We start from the raw sequence: 13,301 nt of genomic DNA, 5'->3' as shown, positions 1-13,301 counted from the left end.
GCAGGTCTTGTGCCTGCCCAGGGCGACCACAAGGATTCGCCCCTACATATTGGGGTATGCCACGGAAAATCCCAAAGAGCCATGATTGTTTTAGACGAGCAACTACTGGGACGCCACATAGAAACAAAAATTGCCAAATGGTATCGGGGCGAGGTCAGATTTATCACCGACTTGCGCCCCGATACTGTTATCAAAGATGATGCTATTCCAGAGTTGCTGCGACAGCAGAAGCAACCCACATTTGTAACGATCAATGAGAAAGACTTTTGGAGAAAGGTAACTATAAACGACCAATATTGTGTCGTTTGTTTTGCAATATCAGACGCCCGTGCCGGGGAAATTCCCCAATCCCTGAGATCTCTATTTCGCCGTCCAGAGTTTAAGACAAAAGCTAAGCGAATGGGTAAAGTTATTCGAGTTACAAAGGAAGAAATTATTTATTACACCTTTGATCGCCGGCAACTGATCAGAACAATCGCTTTTGCAGTAAATCCATAAACGGAGCACTCAGGTAAGGATATAACCCAATGACGAGCGAGTTGGTAGGCAAAACAATCGGCGGCTATAAACTGGTTGAGACAATGGGCGCAGGCGGCCTGGCCGTTGTCTACAAAGCCTACCAGCCCAACCTGAAACGCTGGGTGGCGGTAAAAGTGCTGCACCATAAAGATAGTGAAACCCTGATCCGCTTTCAGCGCGAAGCCCAGGCCATTGCCCGCCTGCGCCACCGCAATATTGTGATTGTTTACGAGTACGGCGAGCAGGATAGCTGGCCCTACATTGCCATGGAATACATCGAAGGTGGCACATTGGCCAACCGTTTGCAGGGGCAGCCGCTGGATTGGGTCAAAGTGACCAACCTGGCCATTGCCCTGGCCGAAGCCCTGGATTACGCCCACCAAAACGGCCTGGTCCACCGGGATGTCAAACCCTCCAATATCCTGATGGCCCAAGAAGATTGGCCCCTGCTGGCCGATTTTGGGCTGGTCAAACTGCCGGATGCCGAGTTTGTGTTGACCGGCACGGGCGTTTCTATGGGCACCCCGGCCTACGTGGCCCCGGAGCAGGCCCGCGGCGTGGCCGTTGACAGCCGCTCCGATATGTACTCGTTGGGCGTGGTTATGTTTGAAATGTTGACCGGTCGCCTGCCCTTTGACTATCCCAATCCCAATAAAATCTTGTTGGCCCATATCTCCGAGCCGGTTCCCTCGCCCCGCCAGTTCAACCCCGCTTGCCCGGTGGGGCTGCAAGAAGTCATTCTCACGGCCATGCAAAAATCGCCCGTTAAGCGTTATGGCGATATGCAATTAATGGGCCACGCCCTCAAAGACGTGCTGGCCTCGTCAAAGCAACGGCCCGCCTTTTACGCCAGCCCGCCGTCGTCGCAGGTGACCACCTTAAAAACAGCCGATTTGCCCGGCCAGGCAGCCCGGACGGCTGGGCCGGAACCGGCTCCCTGTGACGCCCGGCTGTTTCTGGTTGAGCCAAGAGTGACCATCCCGCTGCCGGATCAGGAGAACTTGATCGTTGGCCGCACCCATCGCCAAACTGTGGCCGATATTGACCTTGGCCCGCACGGGGCTGCCGAGGCAGGCGTTTCTCGCCGGCATGCCCGGCTGCTTAAACAGAGCGACGGCTGGTTCATTGACGACCTGGACAGCTTGAACGGCACCTACGTGAATGAAGTCAAAGTTAAACCGGGCCTACCCTTGTTGCTCAAAGATGGCGACCTGATCCGTTGCAGTCACTTTTCTTTTTTATTTTTGATAACGGCCAAAACCTGAAAGGCGTTCCGTGACCCTGAAAGCACCCACCCCGGCAACAGCGCAACATTCAACCGCCTCCGCCCAAACCGAGGCCGCTCAAAACTGGCTTCTGCGAGCCGTCCAGGGCTGGGGTCTCATTTTGTTGACCCTCCACCTGGCCGCCTCTCGCCTGCCCGTAGAAACCACCTGGAGTGTGTGGCCTTACACATTTCTGCCGTCGTGGTTGGGTTGGGGCCTGGCCTTATTGGCCGGCGCCCTCATTATTCCGCCAATCAACAACACTGTGTTGCACTGGTTAGGCCGGTTATGGCGGATTTGGCCGGGCAAACATCGCCGCCAATGGTGGTTTGCCCTGGCCGCCGGGCTGGCCGGGCTGCTTTTTTGGCTGGCTCGTTTGCGCCATTTGCGGTGGGGCGATGCCGCTGTTTTGGCCCAGGCGCTCTCCCACCCCAATTTAGAATTGCGCGTTGTGTATAATTGGCAGGCTCCTTTGACCGTTTTCCTCCACCAACGCCTGTGGTACTTTGTCGCCCGGCCCTGGTTGGGCTGGCCGGTGGAATACGTTTATGCCGCAATCAGTATCATTTGCGGGATAGGGTTTGTTTATCTGCTGCTCACCTTTTTGGCCCAATTGGGCCGCACGCCCCTGGAAAGCGCCGTGCTGGCCGGCTTGCTGTTGACCACCGGCTCGATGCAGCTCTTTTTTGGTTACGTTGAAAATTATACCATTGTCTCGTTAGGGCTGCTGCTAACGCTGTTTCTGGCCTGGCGCGCCCTGCGCGGCGACCTTCAGCCGGTATGGCCGGTGCTGGCCCTGGCCCTGAGCAACGGGTTTCATCCTTCTACCGTTTTCTTGTGGCCGGGTATGCTGGTTTTGATTTGGCTGTGTTGGAAACGCAATTACGTCTCCGTGGCCGGCGGGCTGGCCCAAACTATTCTGCCGCCCCTGTTGGTGGGGGCAGGCGTGTTTGCCCTCATGGAGTCCGGCGGCCACGGCCTGTCGGCCTTATTGAGCGACGACCGGCCCGGCGGCGGCGACGGTATCTGGTTTGTGCCCCTCTTTGCCACTACTACCGTTTGGCAGCATTACACCATGTTTTCGGTAGCTCACCTGTTGGATTGGCTCAACGAACATCTCCTGATTTCTCCCTTTGGTTTGCCCCTCATTATGCTGACCCTCATCACCGTCTCTCGTTTCCGGGTGGCCGTTTTTGACCGGCCTGCCGACAAAGATTACGGCTATTTTTTAAGCGTTACCGCTGCGCTCTATCTGCTGCTCACCTGGGTTTGGAATCCAGACTATGGCGGGCGCCAGGATTGGGACTTGTTTGCGCCTTCGGCGTTTGTTTATACCCTGCTGGCGGGTTATCTGTGGGTGCGCGTGCTGGTCAACCGGGATAAATTAAAAGAAGGCAGTCTGTTTATAATGGCCGTGGCCTTTTTGCATGCGGCGGCCTGGATTTTTACCAATACCCAAGACTTGCCCCGGGAGAATGGGACAAACAGATAATTGACTTTCCAAAGTCTACCCTCTACAATAGTCTTTACCCAACAAAATCTTTATCCGAACTTTAACTTATGCAAAATACTCGCCTTCCAGAACCCCAAAGATATACCCTGGTTTTTCTACTTATCAGCGCCGTTATTCTGGCCGCGCTTTTTTTCCTGGGCCGGCTGGTGGTAGGGCAAAACACGCTGAATTTTCTCTTTTGGTTGTTGGCTGCTCTCATTTTGTTGGCCGTTTACTTTAGCCATCGGCTTTACCAAAACAATTTGCAAAAAGTTTGCGCCGCGTTAAAAGCCACCCGGCAACATCTTCAAAAAGCTGAACATGCCGCCGCCGAAGCCAAAGCGCTCCAACATCGTTTTATCAGCAATCTCAGCCACGAGATGCGTACCCCCTTAACCGCTATCATTAATTTCTCTTACATCCTTTCCCAAACCGATGGCGGCGGCGACATGTCTGAAGAGCAAAAATTGGATTATTTGGGCCGCATTTACGAGGCCGGCGAGTTTTTACGCGATATTGCCAATGATTTACTGGACCTGGCCAAAATTGAAGCCGGGCAAATGGAATTGTTTTGGGAGCCGGTAGACCTGGCCGAAATCAGCGCGGGTGTGATGAAAACCGTGGCCGGGCTGATTGAGGATAAGCCCATTGCCTTACGCCAGGAGATTCCCCCCTATTTACCTGCCATCAACGCTGATAAGGTCCGCATCCGGCAAATCCTGCTCAATCTTTTGAGTAATGCGGCCAAATACACCAACCAGGGTGACATCACCTTGCGGGTGACAGACCACAATAGCCAGCTTAAAATAAGCGTGATTGATACCGGCATTGGCATTAAAACCGAAGATTTTGAACGTATCTTTGAGGAGTTTCAGCAAGCAGAAGAGGCTTTTACCTTACGAAAACCGGGGGCCGGCCTGGGCTTGCCTATCAGTAAAAAATTTGTTGAATTGCACGGCGGTCAATTGTGGGTTGAAAGCGAAAAGGGGCGGGGGTCGGCCTTTCACTTTACCTTACCCCTCAACACCTCCACCCCCGCTACTCCCGAAAATGAGGGCCAATCTCTGGTTGAAAATGAGGCATGATGAGCGTTGATTTAGAGAAGGTTAGTTTAGCCGATATAACCATAGTGATTGTTGAGGATGACCCCAACTCTTACCGGGCCACGATGAGCCTGCTAAAAATGGCCGGGGCGCAGGAAGTGCATGCCTGCACGTCTGTGGATAGCGCCATGGCCCTGGCCGAAAAATTGCCCAAAGTTGATCTGTTTTTGGTTGATATTTACATGCCGGGCGAAACCGGCTTTGACCTGCTCAAACGCATCCGCGCCCATCCTGGCCTGAAAAACAGTAAAGTGGTGGCCCTGACGGCCAGCGTTATGTTTGCCGACATCCGCCGGATCAAGGCTGCCGGGTTTGACAGTTTTATCGGCAAACCTACCCGTCCCGGCCGTTTTCCCGACCAAATCCGGGCTATTTTGGCGGGGGAGGAGTTGTGGGAATGGCGATAGATATATTCGAGATAAAAATCCTTGCGTTTGTCGGCATATTCCAGGTTAATTCTTTGATATGTTCGTTAGCAAGGATTGCTAAAGTGAGGTTTGGATGAAAGACTTTGAGAAAGCGCTTTATGAAGCGCTTTTAGTTGCTTTTGGTAAAATACTGGCCAAATACAATGTGTTTGCCCAGGGATATATTCTTAAAGATGTGGGGAAAGAGATCATTGATTATCTTAATAACCACGGCTTTGCGTTTGAGGAAAAAGGCGATCTGGAAGACCTCTCGGCCCTGACCGAACTTTTTGTAAAGAATGGATTTGCCGAAAGATTGGACATTGAGCCGGCGGATAAGGGCCAGAACTACATTTGGCATAATCTGTACGGCGCTGCTGCCTATGAGGAGTTATACGCCATTATCGCCAACCCATTTTTATCTTGCCCCTTGAATTTATGTTTATACTACCTGGCCGACAAACATAATAAAACGATGCGGCTTTACCGCAAAACATTTGATGTGCAAAACAATGTGGTTGAGTCGCAGTATGAGCTGGTGGATAAAGATATGCCCCAGGAGGAAGATATTGATCCGCTGGTAATTGAGAATGCGCGGCTTTATGAGTTGGCCCAAGAACGAGCAGATAGCTTGGAAAAAGCACTAAAGGAACTCAAAATCCTCAGAGGCATTATCCCTATCTGCACTTCCTGTAAAAAAATACGCACCGACGAAGGCTATTGGCAACAGGTGGAAACCTATATTGGCGAACACAGTGAGGCGCTGTTTAGCCACGGGGTTTGTCCGGAGTGTATGGAAAAGTTGTATCCCGAATATACCCAAAAAATAAAGGAGGCAAAATTGGTAAAGGATTAACCCCTCTTTAAATTATATGTAACCCACTTTGTTTAGCTTTTTGCTCGGCCTTTTTCAAAAGATAGCGCGAGAGAACGGTATAGAGCACCGCATAGCCCACCAAAAACCCCCACTCCAGCCACACCGGCTGGAGCGTTTGCCAATCACCTTCAAAACTGTAGTACCGGATTAAATCATAGCCCCAGGTGTAGGGCAAAAGATAGGCCAGATATTGCACCACTGTCGGAAAAACACTCACCGGCAAATAAGCTCCGGCCAAGAATTCAAACAAGACCCCCAGCACGTTGGCAATTGAATTCACCTGCCGCCACAACAGGGCCAATAGCGCGATCATAATGCCCATTGCCGTTAAAGTAACCCCTACCAACATACAAACCAGCAGCACCATCAGCATATTGGCGGCGCTGGCTTGGGTATAAAGAGCCAGAAACAGGTAAAGCGGCACAAAAAAAACCAGGCTGATCAGAATCTCGGTGACCACGGTGCCCACGTAATAGGCATAGCGCGAGCCGGGATTGCTGTACAAAAATTCAAGCGTGCCGTTGTAAAGATCGGTGGACACGGCATTGATGGGCGCCCAGAGTGTGGGCCAATTGAACATCATGATCAGCATGGCCCCCTGAAAAAAGATGAACAACTCGCGGCCCGTTAAAACCTGGCCGGCCTCGCCGCCGCTGCCAAAAGTAACCGAGTGGGCCAGCAGCATAAAAAAGGCTACTCTAATGGCAATTTGCACAAAATTGCCCACCAGGTTGGGCAGGTAACGGGTGGCAATCCGCAGCCCCTTGCTGATGGTGGCCGCCACAATCACCCGGCCGGAGGTAGGGCGAGATAAACTTTGTATGGAGCCAGATTTAATCATCGTTTGGGTCAGACTGGTTTGCATAACATTTCTATAATAATTGTGAATGGTGAATTGTGAATGATTAATTGTTAACTGTTAATCAAACTTTTCGGTCAGCTCGCCAATGTGATGCACAAAGGCATCTTCCAGCGAAACCGTATGATGGCGAAACCCGGTCTGCACATTATCCTGGCGCAGGGCGCGAATGATGGCCTCGGCGCCGCCCATTAGATCAGATACGCCAAAAGAAAGCCAGCGGGGATTACGCTCAAGCCGGCAGATTACCGGCTCAAGTTGCAAGATTTTTTCCACCGTGGCCGGCGATAGGGAGTCTTGCTCTATTTCTACAAACTCGGTGGCCCCCACGGCGGCTTTTAACGCCGCCGGCGGGCCGGAAATGGGGATCCGGCCCCGGTGAATAAGGGCCACCCGGTCGGCCATTTCATCCACTTCAGACAAAACGTGAGAGGTGAGCAAGAGAGACTTTTTTTCTTCGGCCACAAATTTTTTAAGGAAAACGCGGATTTTTTTGGCAATAATGGGGTCAAGCCCTTTGGTCGGTTCGTCCAGGTAAACCAGCGGGGGATCGTGCAGTAAGGCCCGCATAATCACCACCGTTTGTTTTTGCCCGCCGGAGAGATGGACAAATTGTTTACCCAGGTTGGCGTGAAAATCAAAGTACGCGGCCAGTTTTTCAATTTGCCCGTCAATCTGGGTTTTGCTCATGCCGCGCAGCGCGCCAAAAAAACGCAAATTCTCTGTAACCGTCAGGCGGGCGTAAGCCGAGCGTTCCGTATCTTGGCCCACGTAACCAAACAGGTGCCTGATCTCTTCGGGGTGTTGGTCCAGATCGTAACCCAAAATTTGCACCTGGCCCTGGTTTTTTATTAACACGGTGGCCAGGATTTTGATAAAGGTGGTTTTGCCCGCGCCGTTGGGGCCAAGCAGGGCCAGGATTTCGCCTTGCTGCAAGTCAAGCGATACGTCTTGCAGGGCCGTGGCCCGCCCGTAGGTTTTGCGGACGTGTTGGGCGGATAAATAAAGGGTCATTCTTGTTATCCCAAATTTTTTTGAATAGACCATTGCGACCTGGGCAATAGGTCAAATAACTCCCCAAAAGGGCGGGGGGCTTTGGGGGGAGTTCCCCCCGTTATTTCCCGGCCCTGTGCTGCTATTGCACAGGTACGATTATTGCGATGGTACTTCATTTTTAGCCGCCTCACCTATCCGGCAGCTAACAATCAGCCATCTATCGCCGGTCCGCTCATTGGTTTTTCTGGAGGCTGCGTTTTGCGCCATCAAGCGTATTGCGTAAGAGCATGGCAATGGTCATGGGGCCAACACCGCCGGGCACCGGGGTGATGGCGGCGGCCACTTCTTTGGCCTCGTCAAAGGCCACATCGCCTACCAAACGGTACCCGCGCTTATCGGCGGGGTCGTCTACGGCGTTCACGCCCACGTCAATCACCACCACCCCGGGTTTGAGCCAATCGCCGCGCACCAGCTGGGGCCGGCCCACTGCCGCAATCAGGATGTCGGCCTGGCGCACCACTTGGGGCAGGTTTTGGGTGCGGGAGTGGCAAATGGTCAGCGTGGCGTTGCGGTGGAGCAGCAGCATGGCCACCGGCAGCCCCACAATATTGCTGCGGCCCAGCACCACCGCCTGTTTGCCTTCAATTTTTACGTTGGTCCGGTCAAGCAGTTCAATGCAGCCTTTGGGCGTGCAGGGCACAAACAAGGGTTCGCGCTGTTTCATAGAAAGCCGGCCAATATTGATAGGGTGGAATCCATCCACATCCTTTTCCAGGCTAATGGCCGCCAGGATTGTTTCCGGGTCAATGTGAGCGGGCAAAGGAAGCTGCACCAAAATTCCGTGCACCTCCGGGTTGGCGTTCAAATCTTGCACCAGTTTGAGCAGTTCTGCCTGGCCGGCCTCTTCCGGCAAGTCGTAACTAAACGATTTGAAGCCCGCTTCGGCGCAGGCTTTCTTTTTCATCCGCACGTAAGTTTGCGAGTCTTTTCGTTCGCCCACCAAAACAGTGGCCAGGCCGGGCGCTTTACCAAATTGGGCCTGCATGGCTTCCACTTCAACTTTAATTTCACTACGGATGGCGGCCGCAATAGCTTTACCGTCAATAATTTGAGCAGTCATTTTTATTCTCCTTGAACGCAGATTTTTGAGCCGGTGGGTCAGAAAAAAAATAATGCCGTAAGCATAACGTAACTCAAATAATGAGTCAAAAAACAAACAACCTCTATGGCCTTTGGGATAAGCCGATGGACGCCCATCAGTAGTTTCTCTCCTTAATATTGGGAAAAACTACGGATGACGGTGAGCAGAGTAATATGGTATAGTGATGGCTGGTCAGGGTTATCAGAGGCCAAAGCAATCAACCAGAAAGAAGGGAAAAAATGAAGCGCGAGATAAATTTATTCATTGTTTTATTGATAGGGATGATGGGCTTACTGGCGGCCTGCGGGTCTGCCGAAACGCCGGCCCCTACTGTTGCGCCGCCGCCCACGTCTGCCCCCACCCCAACCGATGCGCCTCCTGCCGAGCCGCCGGCGCCGGCCGCTCCGGCCTTGAGCGGCCACATTGTTTTTCCGGTTTACGATGAAACAGCCGGAACCTACAATATCTTTATGGCCAAGGCAGACGGCAGCGACCGCCAGATGGTGGTTGCCGCAGCCAGCCAGCCGGATTTGAACTCCGACGGCAGCCGTATTATCTACCGTTCGTGGCAGGGCGACAGGCGGGGGCTGATGGAACGCGGCGTTGAGGGCGGCGAGCCGTGGATTTTTAACGCTCACTTTGAAGCCGGACGGCCTAAATTTGCCCCGGATAATATGTCCTTCCTCTTCCACTCGCAAGAGGCGGGCGAAAAACCGGCCATTTATCGCACCTCCGGCCCGGAGTACGATGTGCTGCGCCGCGAGTCTAACCCTATTCAGGGTGAAGCGCCGGCCTGGACGCCCGATGGCCAGAGCTTTGTTTACAAAACGTGCCTGGCCACCGATTGTGGTCTTTTCTTTAGCCATATTGACGGCGGCAATTTGCGCCAACTGACCAAAGAATTGAGCGACACCAATCCGGCGGTGTCGCCCAACGGCCAGAGCGTGGTTTATATGTCGCAGGGCAGCGGCAATTGGGATGTTTACGTGATCAATCTTGAAGGCAGCAATATGACCCAGTTGACCACTGCCTCCGGTAATGATGGGCTGCCCACCTGGTCGCCCGATGGCCGGGCGATTGCCTTTGTCTCCGACCGGGGCGGGGAGTGGGCGATCTGGGCCATGAATCCCGACGGCGGCAATCAGCGCCAACTTTTTGCCCTGGGCGGCTCAATTGACGGCGCCGTGCAATTGGATGTGGCCAACAGTTGGGGCTGGCGCGGGGAAAGCATTGACTGGGCGCCATAAGTTAGAAGAGAACGTAACCCTGGCTTCACTGATAGCAAACGGGCCGGCTAACAAAGCCGGCCCGTTTTTTAGTTAACTATTTCAACAATGTGGTAATGATTTGGTAATTCAACATGTCATTCTGAACGAAGCTTGGAAGCGAAGCGGCTGAAGCGGAGTGAAGAATCTCCTTCTGGTGTTACATCAGCCAGGCCAAGGAACGCTATAAAGAGATTCTTCGGCCTACGGCCTCAGAATGACATTTAAACGAACAATTACCGAATCGTTTCGAACTAAAATCCCCCGCCGGGGTAAGGGGGCTTGTTTCTTTTGGGTTGAAAATCTTGGCGCAATTGAAAAAATTTATTCAACCCACAATGTGCGCCAGCGACTCTGTACGCATATCGCGCAGGCGGTCGCGCACCACTTGCGCCATCTTCTGGATCATGAGATAACCAAATCTGCAATTATCTTCAAAAATTGATAGCAGTTCTTGGGCGTCAAGGGCAATAACCCGGCCCGGGGTAGTGGCCTTGCCGCTGGTAGTGGCCTGGTGCGGCGGCACCAGCGCGGACCAGCCAAATACTTCGCCCGGCCCAATGGCGCTCAGCACAACGTCTTCGGTTTTCAACTCCCCGGTAAACTGCTCCGAAAGTTTATGCTCTACATCGGCGGCGGGCACTTCAATTACAATAGCCACGGCCCCTTCCACCACCAAATAAAGTTGGTCCAGTTCGTCTCCCTCGTGAAAAAAATAATGGCCGGTCTCAACCACTATCTCTTCGGCCACTTTGGCCAGGGTGATTACGTGCTCGTGGCTCAAACCGGCAAAAAACGAATAACGGCGGATTATTTCGGGTGAAATCATGTTACCCTCCTGAAAAATATTTATCAGTTTTTGGAAACTTTGTTACTCTCTCAACGCCAATTCTTCTAACACGGCAGCGGTAACTTTGGGCACGGCCGCTGCCACCGCTGGCGTTGGCTCTTCACCAAAATCTATAATGTTCTCCACTTCAACGGCATAAATGATAAATTCTTGCGGCACCGCCAGGCCCATTCGCTCCGCCATAGCCAGGGCCGTGATCAGGCTGGTATCGTGGGCCGAGGCGCTGTGTTGGGTGGGGCTGAGGTGGCGCAGGTCGTCCAGCGTCAGCCGGTGAATGGCCCCGGCATTGCGGCCCAAATTGGTGGCAGGGTGCTGACCGGCCTGATTCTCGAGGGGATGGTGCCAGGCATCAATCAGGATAACCCGGTCGTAACCCACCACCCGTTCCATTAACCTCAAACCCCCGACACTGGCCTCGCTCACCTCAACCGGCGAATCCGGCGGCAGCGCCGCCCGCACCGCTTCGGCCACGCGCACGCCCACGCCGTCGTCGGTGAGAATGGGGTTGCCCAGGCCCAGGACTAACGTTTTCATAGCCGACCAACTTTTCAAGACACAAATTCACTCATCGCTATTGTGTCCGATGGGAATGCCTGAAGAACTTTTTTATCTGAAGTTACTACAGGCACACCTAAATCTTGACCAAGCGCAATAAACTCACAATCATAAGTTGAACATCCCGAACTGGCTACCAGACTCAACACCTGTAATGAAGCCATTTGGTACTCGCCGCCCCGCATCAAATTCTCCGCTTCTTGCATCAGTCGCAAAGCCTGGGGTAAGGTCAGAAGTTCCCGATGCAAATATGACGCCAAAATGTTACGAAATTCACTTCGCCACAAAAGTGGGGCCACCCATTCTGAATCTTTACGTAGTACTGCTCGTGCCTGTTCGGTGTGTTCACCCGGAATAAAGAAATACGCTATGGTATTTGTATCAACAACAATCACCGCCGACCTTCCTCTTTCATGGTTTGCAAGGTTTCATCGGTCAAAAAAGGCAGAGATATATCCTTTTGGATAGCCTCCGCTCTACTCAAAAAAATATCCGGGGCAACTCGCTTGCTACGCAACACTTCCTCAAGACGGGTGATGACTTCGCTATTGATACTCCGCCGATGCATTTGCGCTGAAGCTTTAAGGCGTTCATAAAGGTCAGGGGGAATATTTTTAATGGTCAAGGTTAGCATCATATCCTCTCAATAATACTCCATGAAACCATTATGCCTCCCTTTTGGATGCGGGTCAAGTTTTGAGGAAACTTGATCATTCAGAAAGATGGATTACTTACCTGTAATGAAATATTCATTCTGATGAACTTCCAGAAAACTCTTATCTGGTAAAAATCTATCAGGTAACGATATTGGGCGTGCTTTATAAACCATCAATCCTCTGTCTACCCCTTCTTGAGGCATGTAGCGGTCAACCATTGGACTGATAACGACAGTGTAACCAGCATCGATTGTCAGAAATCCTCTATCAAATGCCCTATCATGCAAAGCACATAAACACAGACCGTTGCATAAATTTAACCGTAAATCTTCACGGTCTGTCCAGGGAATTATATGGCTGGCAATCAGCAGTTCAGGTATAGGAATACCACATATACAACATCGCTGGTGATAATTTGCCATAATGGACTCACGAAAGAATCGTTGCCCTAATCGTATTTTGGTTAAACGTTCTGTTTCAGTTGGCCCTTCCGGTTGTTTCAAGAGAGTAGGGGGCTTTTCAGCCGATGTTTGCTGAATTTTAACAGTATCGGGTTGGGTCAAATTTTCTAAAATAGTCTCACTTTCCAGAACAATATTAACCCAATCATTCTGAGCCTCTGCCCAAAGTTTCCTGGCTAATTCACCAGGGGGCCGGAGTCCTTTAATCCCTCGATTTTGATGATAGGGGTCCAAAGCAACAAAGTTGTTAAGTTGCATTGCAACCGCATTTGATGTTCGACCAATCAATTTTGCCAACTCAATTACCTTGGGAGTGCGATGGTCAAACTGACCAAAAGGTATTTTGTGGTAGAGATTAAGCACGAGCAACAATTCTTCGTGTGTCCATAAGTCTCCTTTTGGCATAATTGGCCCCCTATCATTATCAAAGCTCTAAATCAAATCGTCATCGGCGATACGGCTCGTTTTGAGCCTGTCTAAAGCATTATTTTGTAAGCGTTCCCACAAAAAAGACACCGCCGCTTCTCGCCACTGCTTTTCTTCAGGCGTAAAGGTACGGCGGCGGGGGAAAATTTCCGGGCCGTGGTGGGTGGGATGATATTTTTGGGGAGAGGTCGGTTTTACTTTGCTCATTAATCGGCCTCATCTCAAAATTACGGCAAAACCTATGTCTATTTTAACACACTTCTGGACACCGCCACAAACTTCTCTCCAACTTTTGATCTTTTCTAAAAATCTCCAACCTTTTTTCAGAGTCCTGAACAAAAACAAATAGCCCCCCAGCTCATTTCAAGCAGGAGGGCTACCTTCTTGTTGATCTAAATTAGCGTTTTAATGTTTTTAGCCGCTTGCCTT

The 13,301-nt window shown here is 51.7% G+C and carries 16 protein-coding genes; 7 read left to right on the top strand and 9 right to left on the bottom strand.

Features of this window, described 5'->3' with window-relative positions:
* The first annotated feature begins 81 nt into the window (after positions 1 to 81).
* From JW953_12745 to JW953_12720, 6 genes are all read left to right on the top strand, one after another.
* Entirely contained in the window at positions 82 to 498 is a 417-nt protein-coding gene (locus JW953_12745; GenBank protein ID MBN1993560.1) for a hypothetical protein, read from the top strand.
* 29 nt (positions 499 to 527) lie between these two features.
* Positions 528 to 1,784 carry a protein kinase gene (locus JW953_12740; GenBank protein ID MBN1993559.1) on the top strand — a complete coding sequence of 419 codons (1,257 nt, stop codon included), beginning with the start codon at positions 528 to 530 and terminating at the stop codon, positions 1,782 to 1,784.
* Positions 1,785 to 1,794: 10 nt separating this feature from the next.
* A complete protein-coding gene (locus tag JW953_12735) occupies positions 1,795 to 3,276 on the top strand; it encodes a hypothetical protein (protein MBN1993558.1) in 1,482 nt (493 codons plus the stop codon).
* A gap of 68 nt (positions 3,277 to 3,344) precedes the next feature.
* Complete coding sequence (locus JW953_12730) at positions 3,345 to 4,361, top strand: HAMP domain-containing histidine kinase (GenBank protein MBN1993557.1); 1,017 nt, start codon at positions 3,345 to 3,347, stop codon at positions 4,359 to 4,361.
* Positions 4,358 to 4,786 carry a response regulator gene (locus JW953_12725; GenBank protein MBN1993556.1) on the top strand — a complete coding sequence of 143 codons (429 nt, stop codon included), beginning with the start codon at positions 4,358 to 4,360 and terminating at the stop codon, positions 4,784 to 4,786. The genes JW953_12730 and JW953_12725 overlap by 4 nt, the downstream gene beginning before the upstream one ends.
* A 94-nt stretch (positions 4,787 to 4,880) precedes the next feature.
* The gene (locus JW953_12720; GenBank protein ID MBN1993555.1) at positions 4,881 to 5,642 is read left to right on the top strand and encodes a hypothetical protein; all 762 of its coding nucleotides are present in this window, start codon (positions 4,881 to 4,883) and stop codon (positions 5,640 to 5,642) included.
* 7 nt (positions 5,643 to 5,649) lie between these two features.
* Here the strand turns inward: JW953_12720 and JW953_12715 are convergent, their stop codons facing one another.
* From JW953_12715 to folD, 3 genes are all read right to left on the bottom strand, one after another.
* Entirely contained in the window at positions 5,650 to 6,528 is an 879-nt protein-coding gene (locus tag JW953_12715; GenBank protein ID MBN1993554.1) for an ABC transporter permease, read from the bottom strand.
* A gap of 54 nt (positions 6,529 to 6,582) precedes the next feature.
* Positions 6,583 to 7,536, bottom strand: a complete 954-nt coding sequence (locus JW953_12710) for an ABC transporter ATP-binding protein (GenBank protein MBN1993553.1) — start codon at positions 7,534 to 7,536, stop codon at positions 6,583 to 6,585.
* A 214-nt stretch (positions 7,537 to 7,750) separates the two neighbouring features.
* The gene (gene folD / locus JW953_12705) at positions 7,751 to 8,638 is read right to left on the bottom strand and encodes a bifunctional methylenetetrahydrofolate dehydrogenase/methenyltetrahydrofolate cyclohydrolase FolD (protein ID MBN1993552.1); all 888 of its coding nucleotides are present in this window, start codon (positions 8,636 to 8,638) and stop codon (positions 7,751 to 7,753) included.
* A gap of 260 nt (positions 8,639 to 8,898) precedes the next feature.
* Between folD and JW953_12700 the strand changes: the two genes are divergently transcribed.
* Positions 8,899 to 9,906 (top strand): PD40 domain-containing protein, encoded by a 1,008-nt coding sequence (locus JW953_12700; protein ID MBN1993551.1) that lies wholly within the window; start codon positions 8,899 to 8,901, stop codon positions 9,904 to 9,906.
* 346 nt (positions 9,907 to 10,252) lie between these two features.
* On the opposite strand, the gene JW953_12695 is transcribed toward JW953_12700, so the two are convergent.
* The 6 genes from JW953_12695 to JW953_12670 all read right to left on the bottom strand — a co-directional run bounded on the left by JW953_12695 (position 10,253) and on the right by JW953_12670 (position 13,079).
* The gene (locus JW953_12695) at positions 10,253 to 10,753 is read right to left on the bottom strand and encodes a cyclic nucleotide-binding domain-containing protein (protein ID MBN1993550.1); all 501 of its coding nucleotides are present in this window, start codon (positions 10,751 to 10,753) and stop codon (positions 10,253 to 10,255) included.
* 42 nt (positions 10,754 to 10,795) lie between these two features.
* Entirely contained in the window at positions 10,796 to 11,308 is a 513-nt protein-coding gene (locus tag JW953_12690; GenBank protein MBN1993549.1) for a hydrogenase maturation protease, read from the bottom strand.
* 14 nt (positions 11,309 to 11,322) lie between these two features.
* Positions 11,323 to 11,724 carry a type II toxin-antitoxin system VapC family toxin gene (locus JW953_12685; protein MBN1993548.1) on the bottom strand — a complete coding sequence of 134 codons (402 nt, stop codon included), beginning with the start codon at positions 11,722 to 11,724 and terminating at the stop codon, positions 11,323 to 11,325.
* The gene (locus JW953_12680) at positions 11,721 to 11,966 is read right to left on the bottom strand and encodes an Arc family DNA-binding protein (protein ID MBN1993547.1); all 246 of its coding nucleotides are present in this window, start codon (positions 11,964 to 11,966) and stop codon (positions 11,721 to 11,723) included. Before JW953_12680 ends, JW953_12685 begins: the two co-directional genes overlap by 4 nt.
* 90 nt (positions 11,967 to 12,056) lie before the next feature.
* Positions 12,057 to 12,851: an HNH endonuclease gene (locus JW953_12675; GenBank protein ID MBN1993546.1), complete on the bottom strand. Its 795-nt coding sequence runs from the start codon at positions 12,849 to 12,851 to the stop codon at positions 12,057 to 12,059.
* Positions 12,852 to 12,878: 27 nt separating this feature from the next.
* Positions 12,879 to 13,079 carry a hypothetical protein gene (locus tag JW953_12670; protein MBN1993545.1) on the bottom strand — a complete coding sequence of 67 codons (201 nt, stop codon included), beginning with the start codon at positions 13,077 to 13,079 and terminating at the stop codon, positions 12,879 to 12,881.
* Between the last annotated feature and the right edge of the window lie 222 nt (positions 13,080 to 13,301).

This window comes from Anaerolineae bacterium (assembly GCA_016931895.1).
GTDB lineage: Bacteria > Chloroflexota > Anaerolineae > 4572-78 > J111 > JAFGNV01.
This window is presented reverse-complemented; position numbering and strand designations above follow the sequence as displayed.

Excerpts from the sequence above, each read along its gene's own strand:
- JW953_12745 (MBN1993560.1), top strand. The coding sequence starts at position 82 with ATGATTGTTTTAGACGAGCAACTACTGGGACGCCACATAGAAACAAAA.
- JW953_12710 (MBN1993553.1), bottom strand. The coding sequence starts at position 7,536 with ATGACCCTTTATTTATCCGCCCAACACGTCCGCAAAACCTACGGGCGG.
- JW953_12680 (MBN1993547.1), bottom strand. The coding sequence starts at position 11,966 with ATGATGCTAACCTTGACCATTAAAAATATTCCCCCTGACCTTTATGAA.
- JW953_12725 (MBN1993556.1), top strand. The coding sequence starts at position 4,358 with ATGATGAGCGTTGATTTAGAGAAGGTTAGTTTAGCCGATATAACCATA.
- JW953_12700 (MBN1993551.1), top strand. The coding sequence starts at position 8,899 with ATGAAGCGCGAGATAAATTTATTCATTGTTTTATTGATAGGGATGATG.
- JW953_12690 (MBN1993549.1), bottom strand. The coding sequence starts at position 11,308 with ATGAAAACGTTAGTCCTGGGCCTGGGCAACCCCATTCTCACCGACGAC.
- JW953_12670 (MBN1993545.1), bottom strand. The coding sequence starts at position 13,079 with ATGAGCAAAGTAAAACCGACCTCTCCCCAAAAATATCATCCCACCCAC.
- JW953_12740 (MBN1993559.1), top strand. The coding sequence starts at position 528 with ATGACGAGCGAGTTGGTAGGCAAAACAATCGGCGGCTATAAACTGGTT.
- JW953_12695 (MBN1993550.1), bottom strand. The coding sequence starts at position 10,753 with ATGATTTCACCCGAAATAATCCGCCGTTATTCGTTTTTTGCCGGTTTG.
- JW953_12730 (MBN1993557.1), top strand. The coding sequence starts at position 3,345 with ATGCAAAATACTCGCCTTCCAGAACCCCAAAGATATACCCTGGTTTTT.
- JW953_12715 (MBN1993554.1), bottom strand. The coding sequence starts at position 6,528 with ATGCAAACCAGTCTGACCCAAACGATGATTAAATCTGGCTCCATACAA.
- JW953_12720 (MBN1993555.1), top strand. The coding sequence starts at position 4,881 with ATGAAAGACTTTGAGAAAGCGCTTTATGAAGCGCTTTTAGTTGCTTTT.
- folD (MBN1993552.1), bottom strand. The coding sequence starts at position 8,638 with ATGACTGCTCAAATTATTGACGGTAAAGCTATTGCGGCCGCCATCCGT.
- JW953_12675 (MBN1993546.1), bottom strand. The coding sequence starts at position 12,851 with ATGCCAAAAGGAGACTTATGGACACACGAAGAATTGTTGCTCGTGCTT.